At 62.7% G+C, this 26,838-nt stretch carries 25 protein-coding genes; 13 read left to right on the forward strand and 12 right to left on the reverse strand.

The annotated features are described in order from the left end of the window. Positions 1 to 2: 2 nt before the first annotated feature. The 3 genes from lptE to MB02_RS08665 are packed head-to-tail and all read right to left on the reverse strand — an operon-like array spanning position 3 to position 3,480. Positions 3 to 515: an LPS assembly lipoprotein LptE gene (lptE, locus tag MB02_RS08655; RefSeq protein ID WP_067535654.1), complete on the reverse strand. Its 513-nt coding sequence runs from the start codon at positions 513 to 515 to the stop codon at positions 3 to 5. Next, positions 512 to 3,043 carry a leucine--tRNA ligase gene (gene leuS / locus MB02_RS08660; RefSeq protein ID WP_067535657.1) on the reverse strand — a complete coding sequence of 844 codons (2,532 nt, stop codon included), beginning with the start codon at positions 3,041 to 3,043 and terminating at the stop codon, positions 512 to 514. Before leuS ends, lptE begins: the two co-directional genes overlap by 4 nt. A 23-nt stretch (positions 3,044 to 3,066) precedes the next feature. After that, on the reverse strand, positions 3,067 to 3,480 hold the full coding sequence (locus tag MB02_RS08665) for a DUF3576 domain-containing protein (RefSeq protein WP_156495471.1): 414 nt from the start codon (positions 3,478 to 3,480) through the stop codon (positions 3,067 to 3,069). Positions 3,481 to 3,911: 431 nt separating this feature from the next. Between MB02_RS08665 and MB02_RS08670 the strand changes: the two genes are divergently transcribed. From MB02_RS08670 to MB02_RS08680, 3 genes are all read left to right on the forward strand, one after another. Further along, positions 3,912 to 4,676 (forward strand): hypothetical protein, encoded by a 765-nt coding sequence (locus tag MB02_RS08670; RefSeq protein WP_067535660.1) that lies wholly within the window; start codon positions 3,912 to 3,914, stop codon positions 4,674 to 4,676. A 108-nt stretch (positions 4,677 to 4,784) separates the two neighbouring features. Then, a complete protein-coding gene (gene phbB, locus MB02_RS08675) occupies positions 4,785 to 5,507 on the forward strand; it encodes an acetoacetyl-CoA reductase (protein ID WP_067536378.1) in 723 nt (240 codons plus the stop codon). 80 nt (positions 5,508 to 5,587) lie between these two features. Next, positions 5,588 to 5,818 (forward strand): ribbon-helix-helix domain-containing protein, encoded by a 231-nt coding sequence (locus MB02_RS08680; RefSeq protein WP_067536381.1) that lies wholly within the window; start codon positions 5,588 to 5,590, stop codon positions 5,816 to 5,818. Between the two features lie 6 nt (positions 5,819 to 5,824). Here MB02_RS08680 and MB02_RS08685 read toward each other — a convergent pair whose 3' ends face one another. Then, the gene (locus MB02_RS08685; RefSeq protein ID WP_067535663.1) at positions 5,825 to 6,070 is read right to left on the reverse strand and encodes a hypothetical protein; all 246 of its coding nucleotides are present in this window, start codon (positions 6,068 to 6,070) and stop codon (positions 5,825 to 5,827) included. 117 nt (positions 6,071 to 6,187) lie between these two features. Further along, entirely contained in the window at positions 6,188 to 7,471 is a 1,284-nt protein-coding gene (gene murA, locus MB02_RS08690) for a UDP-N-acetylglucosamine 1-carboxyvinyltransferase (protein ID WP_067535666.1), read from the reverse strand. A gap of 83 nt (positions 7,472 to 7,554) precedes the next feature. Here murA and galU point away from each other — a divergent pair, with 83 nt between their 5' ends. Further along, complete coding sequence (galU, locus tag MB02_RS08695; protein WP_067535669.1) at positions 7,555 to 8,430, forward strand: UTP--glucose-1-phosphate uridylyltransferase GalU; 876 nt, start codon at positions 7,555 to 7,557, stop codon at positions 8,428 to 8,430. 132 nt (positions 8,431 to 8,562) lie between these two features. On the opposite strand, the gene MB02_RS08700 is transcribed toward galU, so the two are convergent. The 4 genes from MB02_RS08700 to MB02_RS08715 all read right to left on the reverse strand — a co-directional run bounded on the left by MB02_RS08700 (position 8,563) and on the right by MB02_RS08715 (position 13,368). Further along, the gene (locus MB02_RS08700) at positions 8,563 to 9,222 is read right to left on the reverse strand and encodes a M23 family metallopeptidase (protein WP_067535672.1); all 660 of its coding nucleotides are present in this window, start codon (positions 9,220 to 9,222) and stop codon (positions 8,563 to 8,565) included. Between the two features lie 146 nt (positions 9,223 to 9,368). After that, positions 9,369 to 10,163, reverse strand: coding sequence for a ferritin-like domain-containing protein (locus MB02_RS08705; RefSeq protein ID WP_067535675.1), 795 nt, complete (start codon positions 10,161 to 10,163; stop codon positions 9,369 to 9,371). Positions 10,164 to 10,190: 27 nt separating this feature from the next. Then, on the reverse strand, positions 10,191 to 10,664 hold the full coding sequence (locus MB02_RS08710) for a peroxiredoxin (RefSeq protein WP_067535678.1): 474 nt from the start codon (positions 10,662 to 10,664) through the stop codon (positions 10,191 to 10,193). Continuing rightward, positions 10,657 to 13,368, reverse strand: coding sequence for a bifunctional [glutamine synthetase] adenylyltransferase/[glutamine synthetase]-adenylyl-L-tyrosine phosphorylase (locus MB02_RS08715; RefSeq protein ID WP_067535681.1), 2,712 nt, complete (start codon positions 13,366 to 13,368; stop codon positions 10,657 to 10,659). The genes MB02_RS08710 and MB02_RS08715 overlap by 8 nt, the downstream gene beginning before the upstream one ends. 137 nt (positions 13,369 to 13,505) lie before the next feature. Between MB02_RS08715 and MB02_RS08720 the strand changes: the two genes are divergently transcribed. Both MB02_RS08720 and MB02_RS08725 read left to right on the forward strand, forming a co-directional pair. Then, positions 13,506 to 15,197, forward strand: a complete 1,692-nt coding sequence (locus MB02_RS08720; protein WP_067535685.1) for a M28 family metallopeptidase — start codon at positions 13,506 to 13,508, stop codon at positions 15,195 to 15,197. 15 nt (positions 15,198 to 15,212) lie between these two features. Beyond that, entirely contained in the window at positions 15,213 to 16,214 is a 1,002-nt protein-coding gene (locus MB02_RS08725) for an agmatine deiminase family protein (RefSeq protein WP_235829466.1), read from the forward strand. A 177-nt stretch (positions 16,215 to 16,391) separates the two neighbouring features. On the opposite strand, the gene MB02_RS08730 is transcribed toward MB02_RS08725, so the two are convergent. Together MB02_RS08730 and thrS are read right to left on the reverse strand one after the other, a co-directional pair. Further along, entirely contained in the window at positions 16,392 to 16,829 is a 438-nt protein-coding gene (locus tag MB02_RS08730) for an acetyltransferase (protein ID WP_067535691.1), read from the reverse strand. Beyond that, entirely contained in the window at positions 16,826 to 18,823 is a 1,998-nt protein-coding gene (gene thrS / locus MB02_RS08735) for a threonine--tRNA ligase (protein WP_067535693.1), read from the reverse strand. The genes MB02_RS08730 and thrS overlap by 4 nt, the downstream gene beginning before the upstream one ends. Before the next feature lie 303 nt (positions 18,824 to 19,126). On the opposite strand from thrS, the gene MB02_RS08745 reads away from it, so the two are divergent. The 4 genes from MB02_RS08745 (at position 19,127) to MB02_RS08760 (ending at position 22,945) form a co-directional block, all read left to right on the forward strand. Then, entirely contained in the window at positions 19,127 to 19,888 is a 762-nt protein-coding gene (locus tag MB02_RS08745; protein WP_067535699.1) for an alpha/beta hydrolase, read from the forward strand. Further along, positions 19,885 to 20,664, forward strand: coding sequence for a tetratricopeptide repeat protein (locus MB02_RS08750; RefSeq protein WP_067535702.1), 780 nt, complete (start codon positions 19,885 to 19,887; stop codon positions 20,662 to 20,664). The genes MB02_RS08745 and MB02_RS08750 overlap by 4 nt, the downstream gene beginning before the upstream one ends. Then, positions 20,661 to 21,650: an LLM class flavin-dependent oxidoreductase gene (locus MB02_RS08755; protein WP_067535705.1), complete on the forward strand. Its 990-nt coding sequence runs from the start codon at positions 20,661 to 20,663 to the stop codon at positions 21,648 to 21,650. The genes MB02_RS08750 and MB02_RS08755 overlap by 4 nt, the downstream gene beginning before the upstream one ends. Before the next feature lie 68 nt (positions 21,651 to 21,718). Beyond that, on the forward strand, positions 21,719 to 22,945 hold the full coding sequence (locus MB02_RS08760; protein ID WP_067535707.1) for an NAD(P)/FAD-dependent oxidoreductase: 1,227 nt from the start codon (positions 21,719 to 21,721) through the stop codon (positions 22,943 to 22,945). Here the strand turns inward: MB02_RS08760 and queG are convergent. Then, complete coding sequence (gene queG / locus MB02_RS08765) at positions 22,928 to 24,004, reverse strand: tRNA epoxyqueuosine(34) reductase QueG (RefSeq protein WP_067535710.1); 1,077 nt, start codon at positions 24,002 to 24,004, stop codon at positions 22,928 to 22,930. The two genes, MB02_RS08760 and queG, sit on opposite strands and share 18 nt — an antisense overlap. Before the next feature lie 44 nt (positions 24,005 to 24,048). On the opposite strand from queG, the gene MB02_RS08770 reads away from it, so the two are divergent. Genes MB02_RS08770 through msrB form a run of 3 tightly spaced genes read left to right on the forward strand, consistent with a single transcriptional unit; the run spans position 24,049 to position 26,832 of the window. Then, positions 24,049 to 25,047 (forward strand): ABC transporter ATP-binding protein, encoded by a 999-nt coding sequence (locus MB02_RS08770; protein WP_067535713.1) that lies wholly within the window; start codon positions 24,049 to 24,051, stop codon positions 25,045 to 25,047. Continuing rightward, positions 25,044 to 26,294 (forward strand): ABC transporter permease, encoded by a 1,251-nt coding sequence (locus tag MB02_RS08775; RefSeq protein ID WP_067535716.1) that lies wholly within the window; start codon positions 25,044 to 25,046, stop codon positions 26,292 to 26,294. Before MB02_RS08770 ends, MB02_RS08775 begins: the two co-directional genes overlap by 4 nt. Before the next feature lie 28 nt (positions 26,295 to 26,322). Continuing rightward, the gene (gene msrB / locus MB02_RS08780; protein ID WP_067535719.1) at positions 26,323 to 26,832 is read left to right on the forward strand and encodes a peptide-methionine (R)-S-oxide reductase MsrB; all 510 of its coding nucleotides are present in this window, start codon (positions 26,323 to 26,325) and stop codon (positions 26,830 to 26,832) included. Positions 26,833 to 26,838 lie beyond the last annotated feature (6 nt).

A 26,838-nucleotide genomic window follows, 5' to 3' on the forward strand; every position in this document is an offset into this window, starting at 1 on the left:
GCCTACTTCCCGGCGTTCAGACGCAAGGCAAGGCGGGTTACGATACGGTCAGCGATATCGCGAGCCAGGTTTTCACGCGCGGTCTGTTCCGCAGCGATTGTCGCATATTCGGAACTGACGACATCGACGCCCGCATCCGAACCCGAAGTCGCATCCAGCAGGACTTCACCGCTGGCCGCGTCGACCAGTTGATAGCGTGCCTGCAGGGCAAAACGTTCCCGCCCGATGGTATCGTCGCCCAGAAGGCCCAGGCCAGTCAGGTCTTCGTCCAGCTTCACATGCAGAATATATTGTCCTGCCGCATCGCCCGTGCCGCCGGGTGCAAGCCGATCGCGCAAGGCATTGCGGACCAGCCAGCCCGCGCGCCCTTCGATTGGCGCAACTTCCACCCCGGCCAGCCCGCGGGCAATCGCCCCCTTGCTGCCGCCTGCATACATCGGCTGCAGACCACAGCCCGAAACCGCCATGCTCAGGGTTGCACATGCAACCAGCAGCAAGGGCGAAAGACGCCTCATGCGACGATATTGACCAACCGGTCGGGCACGACGATCACCTTGCGCACTTCTGCACCATCAAGGATACGCTGCACTTTCTCCGACGCCAGCGCAAGCGCCTCCAGCTCCGCATTCGGCAGGCCCTTCGCAACGGTCAGCGTATCGCGCAGCTTGCCTTTCACCTGCACCGCGACCGTCACTTCATCCTCAACCAGCAGTGCAGGATCGACTTCGGGCCAGGCGGCTTCGGCCACCAGTCCTTCACCGGCAATCGCGACCCAGCCCTCTTCCGCCAGGTGGGGCATCATCGGCGAGACGAGCTGCACCAATGTCCTGATCGCGGTACTGCGGCTTGCGGAAGGCTTGGCCTTTTCAATGGCTGATGTCAGCTCGTAAAGCCGGGCCACCGCCTTGTTGAAACCAAGCCCTTCGATATCGTCGGCAATGGCTGCAATCGTCTGATGGGTCTTGCGATCAAGCGCCTTGTCCTCGCCTTCGGCCCCGGCATCGTATTGGCCGAACAGGCGCCACAGACGCTGAACATATTTGCCGCATCCCTCGATCCCCGATACCGACCACGGCAGATCGCGTTCCGGCGGGCTGTCCGACAGCATGAACCAGCGCACTGCGTCGGCCCCGTACTGGTCGATGATGTCATCGGGATCGACGACGTTCTTTTTCGACTTGGACATCTTGATGACCCGACCGATATCGACCGGAGATCCATCGGCCTGCAACACGGCGCCTTCACCGCTGCGATCGACTTCTCCGGGGCTGAAATAGATCGGCTGGCCATTCGCAGGATCGACGCGGGAATAAGTCTCGTGCGTCACCATGCCTTGCGTGAACAGGCTGGCGAACGGTTCGGCAAAATCGATCAGGCCGATATGCTGCAAGGCCCGCGTCCAGAAACGCGCATAGAGCAAGTGCAGGATCGCATGTTCGATCCCGCCGATGTACTGTTCGACCGGAAGCCACTTGGCCAGTTCGTCCCGGTCGAACGGCTTGTCGGCCGGCTGGCTGGCGAACCGCAGGAAATACCACGAACTGTCGACAAACGTATCGAGCGTGTCGGTTTCCCGTTCCGCCTTCGCGCCGCATTTCGGGCAGTCGACATGCTTCCAGGTCGGATGCCGCACCAGCGGATTGCCCGGCGTTGCGAAATCGACATCCTCGGGCAGGACGACCGGCAACTGATCCTTCGGCACCGGCACGACACCGCAGGTTCCGCAATGGATGAACGGAATCGGCGTGCCCCAGTATCGCTGGCGCGAAACGCCCCAGTCACGCAAACGCCACACCGTCTTGCCGTGGCCCCAGCCTTCGTGATCCGCGCGGTTCACGACCGCGACTTGCGCGTCTTCAATCGAAAGGCCGTTGAGGAAATCGGAATTGACCAGCACCCCGTCACCCGGCTCAGCCTCGCCATTGGCGAACGGTTTGGCCGCATCGGCCTCGCTCGGCGCGATAACGCGCGGGATCGGCAGATCGTATTTGGTGGCGAAGTCGAAGTCCCGCTGATCGTGGCCAGGCACGGCCATAATCGCACCCGTGCCGTATTCCATCAGCACGAAGTTCGCGATCCACACCGGCAGTTCGTGCCCGGTAAACGGATGGGTGACTTTCAGGCCCGTATCGTAACCAAGCTTTTCCGCGGTTTCCAGTTCCGCAGCCGTGGTCCCGCCCGCGCGGCACTGTTCAATGAAGGCCGCAGCCATATGGTCGGTATCGGCCAGGGCATGCGCAATCGGATGTTCCGCCGCCACCGCGACGAAGCTTGCCCCGAAAATCGTATCGGGCCGGGTCGTATAGACCTCGATTTCCTCGTCGAAATTGCTGCCCCGGAAATGGAACTGTAGCCCGGTGCTTTTCCCGATCCAGTTTTCCTGCATCAGCCGGACCTTGTCCGGCCAGTTTTCGAGGCCGTCCAGCCCGTCGAGCAGATCCTGCGCGAAATCCGTGATCTTGAGGAACCATTGGCTGAGCTTGCGCTTCTCCACCAGCGCGCCCGAACGCCATCCGCGTCCGTCGATCACCTGTTCATTGGCCAGCACGGTCTGGTCGACCGGGTCCCAGTTGACCGCGCTTTCCTTGCGATAGACCAGGCCTGATTCATACAGGTCGAGGAACAGCGCCTGCTCCTGGCCATAATAATCCGGCTCGCAGGTGGCGATTTCCCGGCTCCAGTCGAGCGCGAAGCCGAGACGCTTGAGCTGCGCCTTCATGTTGGCGATGTTTTCCCGCGTCCAGCCGCCGGGATGAACGCCCTTTTCCATCGCCGCATTTTCCGCCGGCATACCGAAGGCGTCCCACCCCATAGGGTGAAGCACTTCGAAGCCCTGCATCCGCTTGTAACGGGCAAGCACGTCACCCATCGTGTAATTGCGGACGTGGCCGATGTGGATGCGCCCCGACGGATACGGGAACATCTCCAGCACGTAGCTTTTGGGCTTGGGGCTGTTGCTGTCTGCCTCGAAGCATTGGGCTTCGGCCCAGGCATGCTGCCAACGCCCGTCGGCCTGCGACGGGTCAAAACGGTTTTCGCTCATGAGTCCTAGTCGTCCGCGCGGCATCAGCCGGCGATGGCCGAACGCCGCAGTTCACGCGCCTTGGTAAGAATGATGTCTTCCAGCTTCTGCACCGTCGCCGCTTCGACCGGAGCTTCCACCCATGTGCCGCCGCCGACAGCGACCTGGCGGCTCGCCGCGACGCGCAGCGCATCGGCGCGCAAGTCCTGGTCGAGGATGGTCACCGAAACCTTCATCCGTTCAGCCGGGTTGCGGGGGTTGGCGTACCAATCCGTCACGATCACCCCGCCATTGCTGTCAGTCTGCAGCAACGGCATGAAGGACAGTGTTTCCAGGCTGGCCTTCCAGAGATAGGCATTGACGCCAATCGTGGTGACCCGGGCGGCGGCGATATCCGCCTTGGGCCGTTCCTTCTTGCCGCAGGCGCCCAGACTGGCGAGCGCGGCAGCGACAAGCACGGCCTGGCCCGCACGGCGGGCGAAATGAGTACGAGGTTTGCTGCTGGCAATGGTCAAGGCCGTATTCCCGTATCTTATGGAGCGGAAGCCATAAGGGCACCGCCGGTCATCGGTTCGCCTCTATACCCCACGAGCGGGCCGCGGCAAGGGTGCACAAAGAAGGAAGCGCCCAAATTCAGCGCAGAGGGCAGTCCCTACGGCCACTTTGTCCGCGCGTTTTTGTGGGCTGGGCGCAACACTTGCAAAAAAGCGGCGTCATTCGGCCTTAAAAAGTGGAAATGTGTAAGAGAATCCCTATCATGGATTTTGAAGTAATAATTGTGCGCAGGAATCCTGCCGATTCGGCTATGGCTTTCCGGGGATGACGCACACAGAGTTGTTCGGGGAGCGGCTATTCCAACAGGGTAGTCGGATTGAGGCAAGGTTTAGTTATGGGCAAGAATCGCAAGGCATGGCTACGCAGCGGAAGTTCCGCCGCAATGCTGCTCGGTTGCGTGTCTCTTGCACTCGCCCTGCCGACCGCCGGCCTGGCGCTGAGCGGCATGGACCAGAGCACTGTCAGCCTTGCGGCACGCGGCAGTTTCGCGTCCTTCACCCCCGCATCGGTTGATCCGCGTCTGGCCAAGCTCGTTTCGGACCATGGCAGTTCGGCCGGTCGGCTGATGCGTTTCACCCCGGCAGGTGCAGCGAACCGTCCTGATCGCTCGGTAACCGTTGCGGTCCGGGTCGATGATGAAACCGCCCGCGCCATTTCCGTGCGTCAGGCGATCGCCGCCGTACAGGGCGAGCCCGGTCAGGGTATCGTGAGAATCGCCCCGACCCGGTACAATCTTGGAATGGCCCGTGGCTATCGCAGCTTCGCCCAGCCACTGACCCAACAGCCGACCGAACTGCGCAAGATCGACATGCCCGATCTTTCGACCTTCAAGCCCGGCACTTCGGATTCCCAGGCCAAGCCGAGCCGGTTCAGCGCCCGCGTCGCGCTTGAGGAAAATGGCAACACCGGTCGCGCACCGCGTACATTCGAAGCCGTGAATGCCCAGCATTTCGATCTCGGCGGCAGCTATCGCGTCGCTCGTAACTTCGATGTGACTGCTGGCGTACGTTACTCGCAGGAACGTGATCGGCTGGCCCCATTGACTGACGGCACGCAGGACAGCCAAGCCGTTTACGTCGGAACCCAGTTCCGCTTCTAACGCCTTTCTCAGGCAGCAAGAAATTCGTCGCTGGACGCGCTTCTGCGCGCTTGCCCGGCAATGGCGCATTGCATAAGCTCCCCTCGGGTCCAACAGAAGGGAGCCTTTATGACACGGGTAGCTATCGTTACGGGCGGCACGCGCGGCATTGGCGAGGGTATTTGCCTCGCGCTTCAGGAACAGGGGCGAACAGTCGTCGCAAACTATGGCGGCAACGAAGAAAAGGCGCGCGCTTTCACCGAACGAACCGGCATTCCCGCCTATAAGTGGGACGTAGGCGACCACAAGGCGACGATTGCGGGATGCAAGAAGGTGGAAGAGGAAATCGGCCAGATCGATATCGTGGTGAATAATGCCGGCATCACGCGTGACGGGGTCCTCCACAAGATGAGCTGGGAAGACTGGGACGAAGTTATCCGAATCAACCTTGGTGGCTGCTTCAACATGGCAAAGGCCACTTTCCCCGGCATGCGCGAACGTGGTTGGGGCCGGGTCGTCAATATCGGCTCGGTCAACGGACAGGCCGGGCAATACGGGCAAGTGAACTACGCCGCAGCCAAGTCCGGCATCCACGGGTTTACCAAAGCTCTGGCGCAGGAGGGTGCGAAATTCGGCGTGACCGTGAATGCGATCGCGCCCGGCTACATCGACACGGACATGGTGGCCGCAGTGCCGCAACCCGTGCTGGAAAAGATCATTGCCAAGATTCCCGTTGGTCGCTTGGGCCACGCAGATGAAATCGCACGCGGTGTCGCTTTCTTCACTGCTGATGACGCCACTTTCGTGACCGGTTCAACGATGTCCATCAACGGCGGGCAACACATGTATTAATGGCGATGGGCGGTTCAGTTCCGCCCACCGCTTCACCCTTGGGCGGCGGCGTCATTGCCGCCGCCATTATCGGAATTCGCGTGACAACGCCTTACCATCCGCCTGTTAAACGCTCTGTCGAAATCGCTGGCCACAAGACTTCCATAAGTCTTGAGCCCTTGTTCTGGGACATGTTGAAAAGCGCGGCGCTCAGAGAAGATATGCCTCTGAATGCCCTGATAGCGCGAATCGATGCCGAGCGTATTCAGTCGGCAACGCCGCCTGGGCTGGCGGGAGCCATCAGATTGTGGCTCGTCGCGAACACGCGGTAAGCGAACTCAGTAATTTCCCGGCGGATCGCTGGCCGGAAAGCTTTCATCGCCGGTTTCCTCGACTTTCGTCCACGGCTCGTCATTTGGATCGCGCATGGCGCTCGGCCCTGCATCCCTGACCTGAGTCGAATTGCCTGGCGCGCCCTGGTCTTTCGCAAAGGCAGCCGGCGATCCCGGCTTGGCCTTGCGCCATGCGCCGAAGGCAAGCGCCCCGGCAACTCCCATGACCGCCATTTTCAATATGCGCATCATTTGGCTCCTTATCGTTTGCAATGCATCAACGTGCCTGCAGCAATAAAGGTCCGAAAAAGGCCGCATTTGCGTGCGACCAGGCAGTCATACCCGTCGCAAAAACGCGCGTTCCTACGGTCAGCCGTCACCCACCCGTTCAACACAGGCACCGAGCAGCGAGAGCTTTTCCTCAAGCCGCTCATACCCGCGATCGAGGTGATACAGGCGATGGACCTGAGTCTCTCCTTCGGCGGCCAGCCCGGCAATGACGAGGCTCATCGACGCCCGCAGATCCGTAGCCATGACTTCCGCCCCGGTGAGCTTCGCAACACCATGCACAATAGCGGTACGGCCCGAAGTCTCGATATGCGCGCCCATCCGGTTCAGTTCCGGAACATGCATGTAACGATTTTCGAAAATCGTTTCCGTCAGGACACTGGTCCCTTCCGCCCGGCAGAGCAGCGCCATCAACTGGGCCTGCATGTCGGTCGCAAAGCCGGGATAGGGCGCTGTCGACAATGTTACAGGCCGAATCGGCCCATCCGCCGCCACATGCAGTCCACCAGCCACCGGCTCGACCGAGACTCCGGCCTCGCCCAGAGCCTGTACGGTGGCTTCCATTTCCTCGAAGTTCGCCCCTTTCAGAGTCACTTCACCGCCCGTTATCGCCGCCGCGCAGGCATAGCTGCCCGCTTCGATCCGATCGGACATCACCCGGTAAGTCGCACCGTGCAGCCGCTCGACACCATGAATGGTCAGTTCCGACGTGCCGATCCCTTCGATCTCCGCCCCCATTGCCACCAGAAGCCTGCACAAGTCGACAATCTCAGGTTCCCGCGCGGCGTTGTGCAGCGTGGTCTTCCCCCGCGCCAACACAGCGGCCATCAACGCATTTTCCGTTGCCCCGACCGAAACGACCGGAAAGCTGTACCGCCCCCCCGGCAACCCGCCATCAGGGGCAATCGCCCGAACATAACCCGACGCGAGTTCTATCTGGGCGCCCATGGCTTCCAGTGCCTTCAGGTGCAGATCGATGGGGCGATTGCCGATCGCGCACCCGCCCGGCAGGGAAACGGTCGCCTCACCAGCCCGAGCCAGCATCGGGCCGAGGACAAGGATCGAAGCTCTCATTTTCCGCACGAGGTCGTAAGGCGCGGTAGTGGAGGTCACGCGGGTCGCCTGAAGGGTCATCACGCGCCCGAAATCTTCGGGCCGGGCCCCTGCAATGGCCGTCGATACCCCGAATTGCGTCATCAGGTGCTGGAACCCGTCGATATCCGCCAGACGCGGCAGATTGCGCAATGTCAGCGGCTCGTCCGTCAACAATGCACATGGAAGCAGGGTCAGCGCGGCATTCTTCGCACCGGAAACGGGGATCGTGCCGGATAGCCGCTTGCCCCCTTCGATAATGATCTTGTCCATGCATGGCGTTTAGCGGGATTTCAGGCCGGAGCAAGGCAGAGCGCGGTTGACGTCGCACCCTGTCACTCCGTACCCATCGTTGCATGACGAAACGCAAGCCAATCAAAAAAGCCGTCTTTCCGGTCGCCGGCCTTGGCACCCGCTTCCTTCCCGCAACCAAGGCCATCCCCAAGGAGATGCTGCCGATCATCGACCGCCCGCTGATCCAGTATGCGGTGGACGAAGCGCGCGAGGCAGGCATCGAGCAGATGATCTTCGTCACCGGGCGGGGAAAAAGCGCGATCGTCGAACATTTCGACATCGCTTTCGAACTCGAAACCACAATGCACGAGCGCGGCAAGGATCTGAACGCGCTGGAGCCCACACGCGCCATCCCCGGCGACATCATTACGGTTCGCCAGCAAGTTCCGATGGGTCTGGGCCACGCGATCTGGTGCGCACGGGCAATCGTTGGCGACGATCCCTTCGCAATTTTTCTGCCCGACGAACTGATGATCGGATCGCCCGGCTGCATGAAACAGATGGTCGAAGCCTACAACGAAGTGGGCGGCAACCTCATCAGCGTGCTTGAAGTCCCTCGCGAAGATGTATCCTCTTACGGCGTGATCGCTCCCGGGCAGGAGAATGGCGCCCTTACGGAAGTTCTCGGCCTCGTCGAGAAGCCACCGGTCGATCAGGCTCCCTCGAACAAGATCATTTCAGGCCGCTATATTCTGCAACCGGAAGTCATGCGGACACTGGAGAATCAGGAAAAGGGTGCGGGTGGGGAAATTCAGCTGACCGATGCCATGGCGCGCATGATCGGCACGCAACCTTTCCACGCCGTGACCTTCGCAGGACGCCGCTTCGATTGCGGCAGCAAGACCGGTTTTGTCGAAGCCACAATCGCGCTTGCGCTTGAGCGAGAGGACATGGGCGCGGAAATTCGCGCCATCGCCGAACGTCTGCTGGCAAATTAAGCTCTGCTGCGGCACCCGTGCGCACCATGGGACGCCGTCCGCCCTCAAGGCGAAGGGGGTTAGCCAAACGAAAAGACCCGGGACTTGCCCGGGCCGTTTTTCGTCACAGATTTCGTTGGGAAGATTGCCCGCTTATTCAGGACCGCCCTGGCCACCTTCGCTACGTGCAAGGGCAAAAGCCTGCTGGGTAGTTGTTTCGAGCATGTAAGGGATCGGATTGACCGCGACGCCATCGACGCGCACTTCATAATGCAGGTGCGGACCGGTCGAACGGCCGGTCGAACCGATGTAGCCGATCAGATCGCCCTTCTTCACCTTCTGGCCAGCTTTGACAGTATAGCCGGAAAGGTGCCCGTAACGGGTTTCAAGCCCAGCACCATGCTCGATCTGTACATAGTTGCCATAGCTGCTGAACCACTGCGCCATGTCGACCGTGCCATCGGCCGTCGCATAGACGGGCGTTCCCGTCGCGCCTGCCAGATCAACACCCTTGTGTGCGCGGCGACCGCCGAGCACGGGATGCGTGCGCATGCCGAAATCACTGGTCAGCGTTACGCCTTCCACCGGCATGCGTGACGGTATGGCAACCTTCACAGCCGCGGCAGTCATACCTGCGGGCTGATCGAGGTGCTGCCAATCGGCAAAGAGTTCGCGGAAGTTGGCATCGCCATCCCCCATGGAGGATTGCGTAACCCCATCCTGGGCAAGGGCGGGAGACGCCGCCATAGTCATGAACGCGCCGCAAGCAGCAAGAACTGCGGCAGTGAACTTCTTTGCGATCGGGAAGACCATGTCTGGACGCAACGTCCTCTTTTATCGGCACTTTTCAGTGCCGCGCTAACCCGTTTCCGGCCCACGGATGTGACCCGGTGTGACATTTTCGAGAACGTTCGGAACCCCCCCGCCGTCTCGTGAGTTCGTTGTAGGGGGAACGATTCCTAAGTGGCAATGCCCGCGTAGAATTCGCGCGATAAACCGGCTGCAAGACGCGCCGAGTCGTTGAACGGTGGTTTCAGGCCGTTACGAAAGTGGCATTTCACGAGTTCTTTCCAATGGAATTCCGGGCTTTTCCTTGATTCAGCGCAAACAGCGACAAAATGCCTTGTGCCAATCCGGACATGCCGAATTTCATCGTCAAGGATTCGCTCAAGGATCCGGGCGCCATGCTCATCGCCCTGACTGCGAACGCGTTCCAGCATTGGCGGTGTTACATCGAGCCCGCGCGCTTCGAGCACCATGGGCACGATCGCCAGCCGGGCGCTGACGTCATGGGCGGTTTTCTCCGCAGCCTCCCACAAACCGCCATGTACGGGGAGCGCGCCATAGAAACTGCCGAGCGCCCCCAGTTTGCGTGACAGCAATGCGAAATGCATCGCTTCGTCGGCTGCGACGGACAGGAAATCGGTGACGAAATCACGCCCCCTCTCCCGTCCGAAACGTCCCGCCATGTCGAGCGCGAGGTCGATGGCGACGAATTCGATGTGGGCGAGGGCATGCCAGAAAGCGATTCTGGCCCGCTCGGAACCGCCCCGTCCCCGTTTCGGCATGCGGTTGGGCGCCATCCACTCGGGCTTGTCCGGCCGGGCCGGCACATCGGGCATTGCCACATCGAACTGGAAATCGAGCCGGCCCTGCCGCCATTCGCGCGCCACTGCCCGCGCAGCCATGGCTTTGCGCAGCGGATCAGCAGTCAGCAGGGCTCCGCGAATGGCGAAGGCGACGGAACGACTCATGGATGGGCAGATCCGCTCTATGGCCTGCTAAAGCGCCTGGGCCGCTTCGAGCACGGCGGCGACATGCCCCTTGACCTTCACCTTGCGCCAGACACGGGCAATTTTGCCCTCTGCATCGACAAGATAGGTCGTGCGTTCCATCCCCATATAGGTCCGGCCGTACATGTTCTTTTCCACCCAGATGCCAAGCGCATCGGCCAGGCCATTCTCAACCGGATCGGAAGCAAGCGGGGCAGCGAGAGAATGCTTTGCAATGAACTTCTGATGCTTGGCAGGCGGGTCCTTGCTGACACCCAGTAATGCCACGCCGGCCTGCTCGAAATCGGCAGCGGCTTCCGTGAAGTCCTTGTTTTCCGTCGTGCAGCCGGGCGTGTCGTCTTTCGGGTAGAAGAACAGCACCAGGGGTTTGCCGCGAAAATCGGAAGGCTTCACAGTCCCGCCATCGGGCGTTTCCAATGTAACGTCCGGCACGAGGTCTCCGGTGTCGGGGCGATCAGTCATCTGCAATCTCCAATGTCTCTTCAAAAACGCTATTCCACGCAGCGGCGACGCAATGTCGCGCTTCCGCGAACTTGTGCAAGAGAGCCTCTTCGCTGTCACACCCGCAACTTCTTGCCAAGACGGCTCTGGCTGCAGGGGCAGGGATGGCCGCATCGGGCGCCAACAGACGCGACGCGACCAGCAGGCGAGTCAGCAGGTCGTGGGCATCGCGCAGGCTGGCCGGAAGTAAGCCCTCTGCAATCAAGGCATCCAGAGCCTCGCCAAGTGCGGGCGCGAACCCCGTGCGTTCCCGCAATTGCAGATAATGAATCAGGAATTCCACATCGACGAGCCCGCCGCGGGCAAGCTTGGCATCTAGTGGTCCCTTGGGCGCCTTGTGCGCTGCCATCTCCGCCCGCATTTTCAACACGTCCTGCTTCAACGTCGCCGGATCACGCCGCGTGGACAATACACCTTTCACAATGTCGTCCAGCGCAGCCTTGCCTTGCGCCGTGCCATAGAGCGGGCGCGCCCGGGTGAGGGCCATGTGCTCCCATGTCCAGGCATTTTCCCGCTGATATCGGGCAAAGCTGTCCAGGCTGACCGCCAAAGGCCCCTGGGCACCCTGGGGCCGCAACCGGGTATCGACTTCGTAAAGCGCGCCTTCCGCGGTCGGTACGCTGAGCGCCGCACTGACACGCTGGGCAAGCCGATTGAAATAAAGCGTTGCTCCCAGCGGTCGGCCTCCATCTGAATCCCCCCCCGTGCCATCGGTAAAGAGGTACACGATATCGAGATCCGATGCGTGGGTGAGCACTCCGCCGCCGAACCGCCCCAGCCCCATCACCAGAAGACTTGAGCCCGGCACGTGCCCATGGGTTGCGGCGAATTCCTCACACGCGGCATCGGCACAAACCTGCAACGCCGCCTCCGCCGTGCGGGACAGGGCCGCCGCGATATCGAGCGGATCGTGCGCGGCCTCGATCAGTTGGACACCCAGAGCGAACCGCACCTCGCCCACAACCCTGCGCACCCGGTCGAGTACCGCCTGATAATCGTCACCCGCCTCACGCCGGGCCATGCGCGCCGCCAGTTCTTCCACCGGGCCAGGCAAGTCGAGCGCCGTCGTGTCGATCAGGGCATCGAGCAGATCGGGCCGCCGGACCAGTTCCTCGGCCAGAGGTGGGGCCAGCGTCAGCACGCTGACAAGCTGATCGAACAGCCCCGGCCGCGCCTCCAGCAGGCGAAAAAGGTTAACTCCTGTCGGTAATTTAACCAGAAAGGTTTCCCAACGCAGCACGGCCGCATCCGGGTCGCCCGCTCCGGCCAGTGTTTCCAACAGAGCCGGCGAAATGGCATCAAACGCCGCGCGGGCCGCATCGCTGCGTAATGCGCGAATGCGCCCGTCGGTCCACCCCGAAACCCGCTCGGCCAGTTCAGCCGGACGGGCAAACCCGAGTTCGTCGAGCTGCGTGACCAGCGCCTTGCCTTGCAGAACCGGGGACCCGCCATCGGCTGCCTGCGTCGTCTGCTCCAGCAAGGCGTCGAACCGGCTGCCGACAGTCTCGGTAATATCGGCCAGTTCCGCAAGCAGCGCGGCCCCGTCCGGCAAACCATCGAGTCGCGCCACACTGTCAATCGCCGTCGGATCTTTGGGCAGATTATGCACCTGATGGTCTGACACCATCTGCAAGCGGTGTTCGACGACGCGTAGCCGATCATAGCTTTCGCCCAGAAGCCGGGCGTCTTCTGCCGCGATAATCCCTTCCGCAGCCAGCGCATCCAACGCCGCCCGCGTGCCGCGCAAGCGCAGGGAAGGCCTGCGCCCTCCGTGGATCAGCTGATGCGTCTGGGCGAAAAATTCAACCTCGCGTATCCCGCCGCGTCCACGCTTGAGATCGAATCCCGGCCCCGGCACCGTCGGCCCGCCGTAATGCGAACGAATGCGCGAAATCAGCCGCCCGATTTCCGCGATCGCTCCGAAATCAAGGCTCTTGCGCCAGACGAACGGACGGATCGACTGGAGGAAATCCTCGCCCCGAGGAATGTCGCCTGCCGATGCACGTGCACGGATGAAGGCGGCGCGTTCCCAGGCCAGTGCCGACGATTCATAATGGCTCAAGGCCGCGTCGAACGAAATCGCCAGCGGCGCAACTTCGGAAGCCGGGCGCAAGCGCAAATCCACACGGAAGACATACCCCTCCGCAGTGGAATGAGAGAGCATTTCCACCAGCCGACGGGCCACCCGCTGCGCCGCCTCGCCCGGTTCGTCCCGCTCCCGCCGGGGCAATGCCGCGGGATCGTAAAGCAGGATCGGGTCGATGTCGGAGCTGTAGTTCAATTCGCAGGCGCCATGCTTGCCCAGCGCAAGCGCGCTAAAACCAGCCGGTTCGCAATCGGGCGCACGCTCGCGAATGGCGGCTGCGATGGCCACGTCCAGCGCGCGATCCGCGAAGGCCGAAAGCGTTTCCATCACTCGCGTCAGCGGAAATGCCCCGACAAGATCCCCTATCGCCAGCGCAGTCGCGAGCGCCCAGCGTTCACGGCGCAAGGCGATGGCCGGTCCGTCGGCTCCATTGCCCGCTTCGCGCGCAAAGGCGAGCGCCTCTTCCCCCCGGCCCTGAGAGAGTATTGCCTCCAGCTCCGGCTGCCGGTCGAGGCCCAGTGTCAGGAAGGGCGAATGCGCCCTGGCCCGTGCGATTGCATTGTCCCAATCCGCGCTCATGCCACACGCCTGCCCGACGCTGCGCCGAAGGGCAAGCCCGCGTCGCGCATTGGCAGCAGAGGCTCTTCGCCACGTGCTTGTCCGCGCGCCGTGTCTCTGCCACAGGGGTGCGATTCGCCGCCCGAGGGGACCGCCCGATGATCCGCCGCCTGTTCATTCTGGCCTCTGCGCTGGCCTTGGCCGCCTGCGCGAACGATCCTCTGCCTGCTCCGTCATCCGCCACCGGCCCCGCCCTGCCTGCGGTATCTCCCGGCGATATTTCGATCGGCACGATGCAGGAAGTGACGAGAACGCTGTCGTCCGACGCTTTCGAAGGCCGCGCGCCCGGCACTGCGGGCGAGGACAAGACTCTGGCCTACCTCGTCGAACGGTTCACAGCCGCCGGTCTGCAACCGGGCAACAGCGGCAGCTGGTTCCAGGATGTGCCGCTGACGGAAATCACCGCCAGCAATTACGATCCGCTGGTGATCGAAGGCGGCACCGAACCGCTGCGATACGATTTCGGAACGGACTGGGTCGGTGTGACATACCGCACGCAACAAAGGATCGACCTGACCGGTAGCGAACTCGTCTTCGTCGGCTATGGCGTCAACGCCCCTGAAAAGGGCTGGAACGATTATGCCGGGATCGACATGCGCGGCAAAACCGCCGTGATTCTCGTCAACGATCCGGACCACGCCGAACCCGGAGTGGAAGGCCCCTTCAATGGCCGGGCGATGACCTATTACGGCCGCTGGACCTACAAGTTCGAGGAAGCGGCCCGGCAGGGCGCGGCAGCAGCGCTTATCATCCATGACACCGTCCCTGCCGCCTATGGCTGGAACGTAGTGCAATCCGGCTGGTCAGGCCCGCAATCGTATGCCGCGCGCGATGATGGCGGAAAGGATCAGACGCTGGTCAACGGGTGGATACAGAAGGATGTCGCCGGGGCGATTCTGGCTGCCGCCGGGAAGGATCTTGCCGCTCTGACCCAGGCAGCCGCCAAGCCGGGCTTTCGTGCCGTTCCCCTGAATATCAGGGCAACCACCGGATTCGACAATACGATCCGCCGGTACGCCTCGAAAAACGTGATCGGCCTGCTGCCCGGCGCGCAGCGGCCAGCCGAATATGTACTCTATACCGCCCATTGGGATCATCTGGGCCATTGCCCCGCAGACGATACCGGCGACGATATCTGCAACGGTGCGATCGACAACGCCACCGGCACGGCGGCACTGGTCGCACTGGCCGAAGCGCATATGAAAGCGGGACCTCCGGCACGCAGCCTGCTGTTCATCGCCCTGACGGCGGAAGAGCAGGGCCTGCTCGGCTCCGACTACTATGCCTCTCACCCGGTATTCCCCCTCGACCGGACAGTGGCCGGGATCAACATGGATGCCCTGTCGATGGCCGGAGAAGCCCGAGACGTGACAGTGGTGGGCATGGGCAAGTCCCGGCTCGACGCCTACCTGTCCGCCGCATTGGGCCGGGAAGGCCGCCATGCAACGCCCGACCAAAACCCGGAAAAGGGTTATTACTACCGCTCCGACCATTTCAGCTTTGCCAAGCGGGGAGTGCCGATGCTCTACCTCGACGGCGGGGAAGATCTGATCCATGGCGGCCGCGCAGCGGGCGCAGCCTATGCCGAGGACTATACCGAACATCGCTATCATGCGCCGGGCGACGAATACGATCCGGACTGGAACTGGAACGGCGTGGCGCAGGATCTCCAGCTCGATTACCTGATCGGGCGGATGCTGGCCGAAACGCGCGAATGGCCCAACTGGAACAAGGGCGATGAATTTCGCCGGATTCGGGACAAGAGCTGTGCCACACTGGACGGTTGTTGAGAGCGACACACTGTTATGAGCAACCCGACATTTCTCATGCCCCCCGAATGGGCGCCGCAAGACTGGCTGTGGATCGGATTTCCCCATGATCCGGTGGAATGGCCTGACGTGCTGCCCCGCGCACAGGAACAGATTGCGGCCTTTGCCAATGCCGTCGCGGAAAGCGGGCAGGAAGTCCGCCTGCTGGTGCGGGACGATACCAACGAAGCGCGGGCGCGTGAACTGGTCAGCGGGCAGGTAACGCTCGAACGCCGTGTCTATGGCGACATATGGTTGCGCGATACCGGCCCGCTGGTGGTTACGGATGGCACCGGCACACGAATCGCCCGGCGGTTCGGCTTCAATGGATGGGGCGGCAAATACCTGATGGAGGGCGATCAGGCCATCGGTGCGGAACTGGCTCGCGATGCCGGGATGGATGTGACGCACGCCGACTGGATACTCGAAGGCGGCGCCCTGGACGGCGATGGAACCGGGCTGGTCGCCACGACCGAGCAGTGCCTGCTCAATCCCAACCGCAATCCCACGCTGTCGCGCACCGATCTTGAAACCCGCCTGCAACGCGATCTCGGCTACGACCGTGTGCTCTGGCTGGGGGACGGGCTTGTGAACGACCACACCGATGGCCACGTCGACAACCTTGCCCGCTTCGTCGCCCGCAACACGCTCGCCCTGCCTGTGGCGACCGGCGCAAACGATCCCAACGCGGCAATTTACGCCGATGCACGGGCGCGGGCACAAGCGTTCGGAGTAACAGTACGCGATGTACCTTCGCCCGGTCGGATCGAAACGAACGGGCACGTCGAACCCGCCAGCTACATGAACTTCACAGTGACCAGCCGCCTTGTCGTGGTCCCCACGTTCGGTTCCCCTCATGATGAGGACGGGGTTGCAGCCATCGCCGCCCTGTTCCCTGACCGGGACACCGTGGGTCTGCCGGGCGATGCGGTGCTGGCGGGGGGCGGGGGTTTCCACTGTTCCAGCCAGCAGATGCCGTCGGCGCCTCACGCCGCCTGACCCGACACCGAATTTAACCTTTCGGCAACCTTGCCACGCGACAATGCCAGCATGGAAAACTTGGCCACCCGCGCATTGCATACCGTCCCTGCTCCGTTGGAGCTGGTGCGGGGAGCGATCGTCTGCGCTTGCGCGCTGGCACTGATCTGCGCCGGAAACGCGCTGCCTTTCTAACCGTTACCCACCCGCATAGCGCAAGTGAATCAACGGGTAAGGCCGCCCTTGCGGATCGGTTTCAGAACGTCCGATGCGCACGAACCCTCGCGCCTCGTAAAACGGTAACGCGTTGGTTGCCTGCTCGCTGGCGTCAACCAACGCATTCGGCGCCATGGTCAGCGCATGATTCAGCAGCGCGGTGCCGTAACCGCGCCCATGCAGGGCCGGATCCACGAACAAGGCATCGATCAACTGATCGTCCATGACAAGGAAACCTGCCGCGCAGCCATCCTCATCATCGACCAGCCACAAGTCTGCCCCAGCCAGGAATTCCTGCACCATCACATCGATCACCGCCCGATCCTCCGGTGTCAGGAAGCCGTGCGTGGCATCGACTGCATCGCGCCATATTGCCAGCGCGCGCGGTATATCGGCAGTCGTGCCGAACCGGACCTTCACCGCAGATCGGGCGCCATCGCTTCGGCCTTCAGCATGGCAATAGCTTCGTCGAGGCTTATGACCTTCTGGTGCTGTTCGCCCAGCGTGCGAACGGCAACGGTGCCTTCCTCCGCCTCCCGCTTGCCGACCACCAGAAGATGCGGAACTTTCGCTACCGAATGTTCGCGGACCTTGTAGTTGATCTTTTCATTGCGGAGATCGGATTCGACGCGAATACCCGCCGCCTTCAGCCTGGCGACAGCGTCCTTTGCATAGCCGTCCGCATCGGACACGATAGTCGCGACCACCGCCTGCACGGGCGCGAGCCACACCGGCAGCCTGCCCGCGAAATGCTCGATCAGAATACCGATGAACCGCTCGTAGGAGCCAAAGATCGCACGATGCAACATGACCGGGCGATGCCGTTCGCCATCCTCGGCAATGTAGGACGCGTCCAGCCGTTCCGGCAGCACGCGATCCGACTGGATCGTACCGACCTGCCAGGTGCGCCCGATCGCGTCGGTGAGGTGCCATTCCAGCTTGGGCGCATAGAATGCGCCTTCGCCGGGCAGCTCCTCCCAGCCATATTCTTCCGTCGCCAGACCGGCACGAACCACGGCATCGCGCAGTTCGGTTTCCGCCTGGTCCCACATCTCGTCGGAACCGAACCGCTTTTCCGGACGCAGGGCAAGCTTGATCGAATACGTGAAGCCGAAATGCTTGTAGATACGGTCCGCCAGTTCGCAGAAAGCCTGCACTTCGGCGACGATCTGATCTTCCCGGCAGAAGATATGCGCATCGTCCTGCGTAAACTGGCGGACGCGCATCAGGCCATGCAACGCCCCATGCGGCTCGTTGCGATGGCAACAACCGTTTTCGTAGATGCGCAACGGCAGGTCACGATACGACTTGATCCCCTGACGGAAGATCAGGACGTGGGCCGGGCAGTTCATCGGCTTGAGCGCCATCCACTCCGCCTCACCGGAGATGATCGGCCCTTCGTCTTCCGTGTTCGGAACCTCGTCGGGGATGACGAACATATTCTCGCGATATTTGCCCCAGTGGCCGGACTGCTCCCACTGGCGGCTGTCCATCACCTGCGGAGTCTTCACCTCCTTGTAGCCCGCCCCGTCGATGGCCCGGCGCATGTAAGCTTCCAGCTCGCGCCACACGATATAGCCCTTGGGATGCCAGAATACCGACCCGTGCGCCTCCTGCTGGAGGTGGAACAGGTCCATTTCCGCACCCAGCTTGCGGTGGTCGCGCTTGGCCGCTTCCTCCAGCCGGGTGAGATGTTCCGCAAGCTGCTTCTTGTTCAGCCAGCCCGTCCCGTAGATGCGGCTGAGCATCGCGTTCTTCTGATCGCCGCGCCAATAGGCGCCTGACACCCGCGTCAACTTGAAAGCCTTGGGATCAAGCTTGCCGGTAGAGGGAAGATGCGGCCCGCGGCACATGTCGAGCCAGTCCGCGCCCGACCAATATACCGTCAAGTCCTCGTTGCCGGGAAGTTCGGCTGCCCATTCCGCCTTGAACGTCTCGCCTTCCGCCTTCCACCGCGCAATCAGGTCTTCGCGGCTCCACACTTCGCGCCGGAGCGGTTTGTCCGCCGCGATGATTTCCCGCATCTTTTCTTCGATCGCGGGAAGGTCTTCGTCCGTGAAAGGTCCGCGGGCGGGATCGGGTGCGAAGTCGTAGTAGAACCCGTCATCGGTCGCCGGGCCGAACGTGATCTGCGTACCGGGGAACAGGGCCTGCACCGCCTCGGCCAGGACGTGCGCGTAATCGTGCCGGGCCAGTTCAAGCGCATCCGCCTCGTCACGGCTGGTGACAAGCGCAAGGTTCGCATCACCGGTGAATGGCCGGCTCAGATCGACCAGCTCACCATCGATCCGCGCCGCCAGCGCGGCCTTGGCAAGACCCGGCCCGATTGCGGCGGCCACGTCGGCAGGAGTCGAACCGGCGGGCATTTCACGCACGGAACCGTCGGGCAGGCTGATTTTCAGAACTTCGCTCATCGCACTCGTCTCAATTCAGGTCGTGGCGCGCCATGGCACAAGCCTGCGCGCACCGGAAGGGGCGGCGTTGGGAAAGCATCGGTTCCGGGAGGCAACGCCAACCGCCCGGAACCCGGGCGGCGGCGGTTGCGTTCAGGCCGCGACCAACCGCCCCCGGGCAAACCGGGTGGTAGTGGTGGTGGTTGTAGTCGTGATCGACATCGGCGCCATGGGGGTGATATAGGGTCTCTAGGGTGCGAAGTCACGAACTCGCTGTGACCCGGTGCTTGTGTGACGGCTCACCTGCCCCCATCATGGCAGGCGATGACCGATACTCTCTTTCATATAATGGCCGACGGGCGGCGCATCGCCTATCGTTCCACTCCAGATTCCGCAGGCGGAGATGCCCCCGCGCTGGTTTTCCTGCCCGGTTACATGTCCGACATGGCAGGCGGAAAGGCGACCGCCCTGTTCGACTGGGCAAAGGCGCAGGGCCGTGCCTGCCTGTTGCTCGATTATTCGGGATGCGGCGAAAGCGACGGGGATTTTGCGGACGGCACGCTTTCCCGCTGGCGCGAAGAAGTGCTCGACCTGATCGCGGCGACACTTCCGGAAAAAAAGATCGCACTGATCGGTTCGTCGATGGGCGGCTGGCTGATGCTGCTGGTGGGCAGGTCACTTGGCGACAGGCTGGCCGCACTGGTGGGTATCGCCGCCGCACCCGATTTCACCACCTGGGGAAAGTCGCAGGATGAGCAGACGCGCCTGGCGGCTGGCGAAATCATATATGAAGACAATCCCTATGGCCCCGAACCGACGCCAACCCATCCCGGTTTCTGGCAGGACGGACAGGCCCGGCTCCAGCTTGAAAGGGAAATCCCGCTCGACTGCCCCGTTCGGCTCATTCACGGCCAATGCGACGCGGACGTTCCGTGGGAAATCGCCCTGCGAACGGCGGAGAGGCTGCGTTCACGCGATGTGCAGATCATTTTCGTCAAGGATGGGGAACACCGTTTTTCCCGCGACAGCGACATCAATCTCATCCTGCGCACTGTCGCGGCCCTGCCCGGAACCCAGACTCCATGATTGCCGCCCTGCTGCTTCCCCTTCTCGCCCAGACGTCCGTCCCGGCCGATGCCGACATGGCCGCATTGCTGCCGCAAGGCCCCTCTCGCCTCCAGACCTGCCTGCATCAGGCTCAGAACGAGCCCGAAATGGCGATCAAGACCGCTGGCGACTGGCTGTCCGAAAGCAGGGGTGACGCCAAGACATTCCCTTACCAATGCCTCGGTGCCGCGCTCGCTCGGCAGGCCAACTGGGCCGATGCGGAGGCCGCCTTCCTCCAGGCACGCAATGTCCTGCCCGAATCGGAAACCATTCGGCGCGCACGGCTGGCTGCGATGGCCGGCAATGCCGCATTGGCGGATGGACGCTATGAAACCGCGCTCACCGACCTCGACCTTGCGGAAACCGGCACGGTGAACAGCGGCGATCCGGCGCTGTCGGGCGGCATCGAAGTCGATCGCTCCCGCGCACTCGTCCATCTCGGCCGCATCGAGGATGCCGGGCGCGCCCTCGCTGCTGCCCGCAGGGAAAATCCGGATAACGCGGAGGCATGGTTGCTGTCCGCCACATTGGCTCGGCGCGAAAATCAGCTTGCCGATGCCCAGACCTATATCGAAAAAGCTGCGGAGCTAAGTCCCGTCAATCTGGAGATCGGCCTGGAAGCCGGTGTAATCGCCATGCTTTCCGGCCATGAGGATGCGGCCCGCAAGAGCTGGCAATCGGTTGCCGATGCCGACCCCGCCAGCGAAGAAGGGCAAACCGCCCGTTCCTATCTCGCCCAACTGGACAAACCATGATCCCGCTTTCCGTTCTCGATACCGTACCCGTCAGCGAAGGCAGCGGCCCGCACGAGGCGTTGCAGGCCAGCGCGACTCTGGCCAAGCTGGCAGAAGATCTGGGTTATGCGCGCCTGTGGGTCGCCGAACACCACTCTATGGACGGCATCGGCGGCGCGGCGACATCGGTCGTGCTTGCCCATATCGGCCATGCCACTTCCACCATCCGTATCGGTGCGGGCGGGGTCATGCTGCCCAATCACAATCCTTTCGTAATTGCAGAACAGTTCGGCACGCTGGATGCACTGTTTCCGGGCCGGGTGGACCTGGGCCTCGGGCGCGCGCCGGGGGCTGACAGCCGGATTGCCCACGCCATGCGCAAGAACATCGCCCAGGCCGCGGAATATTTCCCGCAGGATGTCATGGACCTGCGGACCTATTTCGACGGGCAGGCCGATGTGCCGCTGCGGCCCAATCCCGGTTGGGGCGCCAATGTCGAAATGTGGATGCTGGGGTCGAGTCTGTTCGGAGCCCAGCTCGCTGCCCAGCTCGGTATGCCCTATGCTTTTGCCAGCCATTTCTCCCCCGATCATCTCGATGCCGCGCTCAGCCTGTATCGCGAGCGGTTCCATCCTTCGGAACACCTGGCCGCCCCTCACGTCATGGTCGGGATGACCGTGTTCGCTGCGGAAACCGATCGCGATGCCCAGACACTCGCCAGCTCGCAGGAGCAGATGTATGTCGCGCTGCGAACCAACCTGCCGGGCAAGATACGCCCACCGATACCCGATTATCGGGAAAGCCTGCCGATGCAGGCGCAGGCCATGCTGGCCCACGTCGGCCAGGCCAGTGCCGTCGGCAGCCCTGCGACCGTGCGGGAAGCGATCGGCCGCTTTATCGAACGTACCCAAGCGGACGAACTGATCGTTTCGGGTGCGACTTTCGACCCTGCGGCCCGCAGACACTCACTTCAACTGACCATGGAAGCGCTTTCCGCCGAGGCATAAGCTGACTTGTCCCATTTTGTCGGGTTGGGGACTTGACGACGCGCCGATTTCCGCCAAGTCACACCCCCATGGACAAGGCAGATATCGTTATCGTGGGAGCGGGACATGGCGGCGCACAGGCCGCCATCGCGCTGAGGCAGAACAAGTTCGAGGGCTCGATCCTGATGATCGGCCGCGACAGCGAACCGCCTTATGAGCGGCCACCGCTGTCGAAGGAATACCTCGCACGCGACAAGGAATTCGAACGGATCTATATCCGCCCGCCCCAGTTCTGGGGGGACAAGGGCGTGGACCTGCGCCTCGGTGCGACGGTGACGGCAGTCGATCCCGCCGCACATACGGTCACGCTGGCGGATGGCGCCACTGTCGAATACGGCAAGCTGATCTGGGCCACCGGCGGCGATCCCCGCCGTCTTTCCTGCATCGGTGCGGATCTGGCCGGTGTCCACAGCGTACGCGACCGGGCGGATGTCGACCGGATGATGGCCGAACTCGACGCCGGGGCGAAGCAGGTCGTCGTCATCGGCGGCGGCTATATCGGGCTGGAAGCAGCCGCTGTGCTGACCAAGCTCGGCTGCAACGTCACTCTGCTGGAGGCATTGCCCCGCGTGCTGGCGCGCGTGGCAGGGGAACGGCTTTCCGAATTCTACCAGGCCGAGCACGCCTCCAAAGGCGTCAATGTCCGTCTGGAAGTGATGGTCGACAGCCTCGAAGGGGCGGACGGCAAGGTTACCGGGGTCAAGCTGGCCGGCGGTGAAGTGATCCCGGCCGACATGGTCGTGGTCGGGATCGGCATCATTCCGGCAGTCGGACCGCTGATTACCGCAGGCGCGGCAGGGGCCAACGGTGTCGACGTCGATGAATATTGTCGAACCTCGCTGCCTGACATCTACGCCATCGGGGACTGCGCGGCCCATGCCAACGATTTCGCCGACGGTGCGGTGATCCGCCTCGAATCGGTTCAGAATGCGAACGACATGGCCAACACGGCAGCGAAAGACATCACCGGCAACCCGCAGCCCTACCATGCCTTGCCATGGTTCTGGTCGAACCAGTTCGACCTCAAGCTGCAGACGGCCGGCCTTTCCATCGGGCACGACCAGACCGTGCTGCGCGGCGATCCGGCGACCCGCAGTTTTTCGGTCGTGTATCTCAAGGATGGCAAAGTCATCGCGCTCGACTGCGTCAATGCGATGAAGGACTATGTCCAGGGCCGCAAACTGGTCGAAAGCGGGGCCGCAATCGCACCGGACCTGCTTGCCGATGCGGATACCCCGCTAAAGGAAATGCTCTAACTCCGCCGAAGCCCATCGGGCCGCTTCCGCCACGACCGGATCGGCATCAGTCAGCAACGCGCGCACCGGCTTCAGTAAGCCGGTGTCGCCACTGTTGCCCGCCGCGATCAGGCAATTGCGGACGAACCGGTCACGCCCGATCCGCTTGATCGGGGAACCGGAAAAGAGCTGGCGAAACCCCGCGTCGTCAAGCGCCAGCAATTCGGCCAGGCGGGGTGCGGTCAATTCCGCCCGTGGCAGGAAGGCCCGATTGCGGGCCGCATTTTGCGCGAACTTGTTCCATGGGCAAACTGCCAGGCAATCGTCGCACCCATAGATGCGATTGCCCATTGCCTTGCGGAATTCATGCGGGATCGGCCCTTTCAGCTCGATCGTGAGGTAACTGATGCAGCGCCTGGCATCGAGGCGATAGGGTTCCGGGAATGCCGCAGTCGGGCAGGCCCGCTGACAGGCAGTGCAGGACCCGCAGCGGTCATCGTGCGGTTCGTCGGGCGCAAACGCCACTTCGCTATAGATCGCCCCTAGAAACAGCCAGCTTCCGTGGTCCCTGCTGACGAGATTCGTGTGCTTGCCCTGCCACCCAAGGCCGGCCAACTGGGCCAGCGGCTTTTCCATGACCGGGGCCGTATCGACGAACAGCTTCAACCGTTTGTCGCCAAGGCCCGCCTTCTCCGTTTCGGCCACCAGCCAGCGTGCCAGCCGCTTCAGCGCCTTCTTCATAACATCGTGATAATCGGCGCCCTGCGCATATGTCGAAATGCGCGCGCGATCTCCGACACTCTCCAGCGCCAGCGGATCGGACGCCGGGGCATAGCTCATCGCCAGCGCGATCACGCTGTTCGCCTCCGGCCACATCGAAGCGGGCCCACGGCGAACGTCCACGCGATCTTCCATCCATGCCATGTCGCCATGGAACCCGGCATCGAGCCATTCCGTGAGCCTGCGCGTGCGCAAGGGATCGTCCACGGCCGGAGCGAAGCCGACCGCGACGAAACCCTGTTTTTGCGCTTCTTCCAGAAAGCGCCGTTTCAGGTCATCGGTAATCGCGTCATTAACCAAACTTCCTGTGGCTCCCTTTCACTTCCCGCTGATAATGGGAAGCCATGAAGGTCGAGCTAGGCGAACACTTTGCCCCCGGCAACACGCAGCGTCCACTTGCCATCGAGGCACGCGGACTTGTGAAGCGCTTCGGCGCGACTCTGGCGGTGGACGGCGTGGACATTTTCGTGCCCGAAGGGGCGATTTATGGAATTCTCGGGCCGAACGGCGCGGGCAAGACCACCACCCTGCGCATGTTGTTGGGCATCATCGATCCCGATGAAGGCACGCGGCGCGTTCTGGGCCACGATCAACCTCACGAGATTGCGCGGCAGATCGGCTACCTGCCCGAAGAACGCGGCCTCTATCCCGCAATGAAGGCGTGCGAGGCCATTGCCTTCATGGGGGCGCTGCGCGGATTGCCATTGAAAGAAGGCCGTATCCGCGGACGCGAGCTGCTGGAGCGCCATGGCCTCGGCCATGCGGCCGACAAACAGATCCGCCACCTGTCCAAGGGCATGGCCCAGACGGTACAATTGCTCGGCTCTCTGGTCCATCGGCCGCGTCTGGTGGTGTTTGACGAACCCTTTTCCGGTCTCGACGCGCTCAATCAAGGCAAGCTCGAACGAATGATCCGCGGCCTTGCCGACGATGGCACCACAGTGATCTTTTCCACCCATGTCATCGCGCATGCCGAACGTCTGTGCGAAGGAATCGCCATCATTGCCGGAGGCAAAGTCCCGTTCGCGGGTGACGTCGATGTCGCGCGGGACCGCATTCCACCGCAGGTCCGCCTGGAAACCCGCGCCCACGATGGCCCATGGCGGCAAGTCCTGCCAGCCAATGCGCTATGCGAAAGCAAGCCGGGCGGGGGCACGTTCTGGAGCTTCTCCTTGCCGGACAGTGGCGTCGAACCTTTGTTGAGAGCCTTGATCGAGAGCGATGCGGGTATTCTTTCCCTGTCCATCGAACGGGCGGGGCTGCACGATGCTTTCGTAGCGATTGCGGGCGAAGCCGCGGCCCGTGCCCTCGAATCGGACGAAGCGGAAGGGGAACAGCCATGAACCCGGGCCGCCTCTCCCTGCTGCAGGCCGCATTCGTGATTGCCCGGCGGGATTTCGTCGCCGTGCTGTTCAGCCGGGCATTCTTCTTCTTTCTGCTCGGTCCGCTGTTCCCGGTCATTGTCGGCGCCATGGCCGGCTCCATCGGCGTACGCGTCGCGCAAGAGGCGGATCGGCCGGTCATCGGCGTCGCCATGGCCGAGCCCGACCGGCAGGCGATGCTGGCATCCTATGACATGCTTGCGCCCAGGCTGGGCAACATGCTGCCGCGCATGGAAAGAATGGGGAATGGGGCGACAGACCCCACAGCCGAACTGGAACGCCCCGGCAATCACCTGATCGCCGTCGTCGGAGGAACAGTGGCGGCCCCCCTCCTGACAGGTCCGAAAGATACGATCGAACGATGGCAGGGCCCCATCTCCCTGATCGCTGCGGAAGCAGCGGGAGAGGAAAGCCCGGCATTCCCCGCGATCGCGCTTTCCGCCACGGCCACCAGCGGGGCCAAGGAGAATGGCGCGCGTATCCGCACCGCCCAGGCAGGGCAGACATTGCTGTTTCTGCTGACCATGCTGCTCGCGGGTATGGTCTTGTCCAATCTCGTGGAGGAAAAGGGTAACAAGGTGATTGAAATCCTTGCTGCCGCGATCCCGATGGATGCCGTGTTCCTGGGCAAGCTCTTCGCCATGCTGGGCGTCTCGCTTGTCGGGATTGCCGTGTGGAGCGCGGTGGGCGGGGCGATCTTCGCTCTTGCCGGGCAAAGCCTGCCTTCGCTGCCGGCCCCGGCAGTCGGCTGGCCACTGTTCTTCGTTCTGGGCACCGCCTATTTCGCCATGGCCTACCTGCTGCTCGGCTCGATCTTCCTTGCCATCGGGGCAATGGCGGCGACCGTGCGGGACGTGCAGACGCTGTCCATGCCGGTCACCATGATGCAACTCGTCGTGTTCTTCTTCGCTGGCTATGCCCTCTCCCAACCGGGCAGCGCCGTCGAAATGGCGGCGATCGCCTTTCCCCTCAGTTCTCCATTCGCGATGCTGGCACGCGCAGCCCGGGAACCGGCGCTATGGCCGCACGTCGCCGCGCTCGCCTGGCAGGCCCTGGCCGTCGGCCTGTTCGTCAAAACCGGCGCGGCCATGTTCCGTCAGCGGGTGATGAAATCGGCAGGCGCCCGGGGAACAGGGAAAGGGCTGCGCGCACGGTGGCGCAGATTGTTCGGCCGTACCGCAGGCGAAACAGCAGCCGTTCATCGCTGAACCAGCTTTTCCATGATATGGTGCGGGAATGGCTGGATCTTGCAACAAAACCGCCTTGCTGCCGCGTCGTCGCCTGCTCGGGTGGCTTGCCGTGGGGGCAAGCCTGCCTCTCGCCGCTGCCTGCGGCGGCAAGACGGCTGAGGCAAAAGACTTTCCCGTCACGCTGAGCGACGCGCAATGGCGCAAGCGGCTGACCAAAGGGCAGTTTCATATCCTGCGTGAGGCCGGGACCGAACGGCCTTATACCTCTCCGCTCAACAAGGAAAAACGCAAGGGCACGTTCCTGTGCGCGGGATGCGACAACGAATTGTTCGCCTCTTCCACCAAGTATGACAGCGGCACCGGCTGGCCAAGTTTCTGGAAGCCCCTGTCCGGCGCAGTCGGCACCTCAACCGACTTCAAGCTGGGCTATCCACGCACCGAAGTGCATTGCGCCGATTGCGGCGGGCATCTTGGGCACGTGTTCAACGACGGACCGAAGCCGACCGGGAAACGCTATTGCATGAATGGGTTGGCAATGACTTTCCGTCCGGCCTGACGCGGC

The organism is Croceicoccus estronivorus (genome assembly GCF_001625325.1).
GTDB classification, from domain to species: Bacteria; Pseudomonadota; Alphaproteobacteria; order Sphingomonadales; family Sphingomonadaceae; genus Caenibius; species Caenibius estronivorus.

Excerpts from the sequence above, each read along its gene's own strand:
- lptE (WP_067535654.1), bottom strand. The coding sequence starts at position 515 with ATGAGGCGTCTTTCGCCCTTGCTGCTGGTTGCATGTGCAACCCTGAGC.
- leuS (WP_067535657.1), bottom strand. The coding sequence starts at position 3,043 with ATGAGCGAAAACCGTTTTGACCCGTCGCAGGCCGACGGGCGTTGGCAG.
- MB02_RS08670 (WP_067535660.1), top strand. The coding sequence starts at position 3,912 with ATGGGCAAGAATCGCAAGGCATGGCTACGCAGCGGAAGTTCCGCCGCA.
- phbB (WP_067536378.1), top strand. The coding sequence starts at position 4,785 with ATGACACGGGTAGCTATCGTTACGGGCGGCACGCGCGGCATTGGCGAG.
- MB02_RS08685 (WP_067535663.1), bottom strand. The coding sequence starts at position 6,070 with ATGATGCGCATATTGAAAATGGCGGTCATGGGAGTTGCCGGGGCGCTT.
- murA (WP_067535666.1), bottom strand. The coding sequence starts at position 7,471 with ATGGACAAGATCATTATCGAAGGGGGCAAGCGGCTATCCGGCACGATC.
- galU (WP_067535669.1), top strand. The coding sequence starts at position 7,555 with ATGACGAAACGCAAGCCAATCAAAAAAGCCGTCTTTCCGGTCGCCGGC.
- MB02_RS08700 (WP_067535672.1), bottom strand. The coding sequence starts at position 9,222 with ATGGTCTTCCCGATCGCAAAGAAGTTCACTGCCGCAGTTCTTGCTGCT.
- MB02_RS08705 (WP_067535675.1), bottom strand. The coding sequence starts at position 10,163 with ATGAGTCGTTCCGTCGCCTTCGCCATTCGCGGAGCCCTGCTGACTGCT.
- MB02_RS08710 (WP_067535678.1), bottom strand. The coding sequence starts at position 10,664 with ATGACTGATCGCCCCGACACCGGAGACCTCGTGCCGGACGTTACATTG.
- MB02_RS08715 (WP_067535681.1), bottom strand. The coding sequence starts at position 13,368 with ATGAGCGCGGATTGGGACAATGCAATCGCACGGGCCAGGGCGCATTCG.
- MB02_RS08720 (WP_067535685.1), top strand. The coding sequence starts at position 13,506 with ATGATCCGCCGCCTGTTCATTCTGGCCTCTGCGCTGGCCTTGGCCGCC.
- MB02_RS08725 (WP_235829466.1), top strand. The coding sequence starts at position 15,213 with ATGAGCAACCCGACATTTCTCATGCCCCCCGAATGGGCGCCGCAAGAC.
- thrS (WP_067535693.1), bottom strand. The coding sequence starts at position 18,823 with ATGAGCGAAGTTCTGAAAATCAGCCTGCCCGACGGTTCCGTGCGTGAA.
- MB02_RS08745 (WP_067535699.1), top strand. The coding sequence starts at position 19,127 with ATGACCGATACTCTCTTTCATATAATGGCCGACGGGCGGCGCATCGCC.
- MB02_RS08750 (WP_067535702.1), top strand. The coding sequence starts at position 19,885 with ATGATTGCCGCCCTGCTGCTTCCCCTTCTCGCCCAGACGTCCGTCCCG.
- MB02_RS08755 (WP_067535705.1), top strand. The coding sequence starts at position 20,661 with ATGATCCCGCTTTCCGTTCTCGATACCGTACCCGTCAGCGAAGGCAGC.
- MB02_RS08760 (WP_067535707.1), top strand. The coding sequence starts at position 21,719 with ATGGACAAGGCAGATATCGTTATCGTGGGAGCGGGACATGGCGGCGCA.
- MB02_RS08770 (WP_067535713.1), top strand. The coding sequence starts at position 24,049 with ATGAAGGTCGAGCTAGGCGAACACTTTGCCCCCGGCAACACGCAGCGT.
- MB02_RS08775 (WP_067535716.1), top strand. The coding sequence starts at position 25,044 with ATGAACCCGGGCCGCCTCTCCCTGCTGCAGGCCGCATTCGTGATTGCC.
- msrB (WP_067535719.1), top strand. The coding sequence starts at position 26,323 with ATGGCTGGATCTTGCAACAAAACCGCCTTGCTGCCGCGTCGTCGCCTG.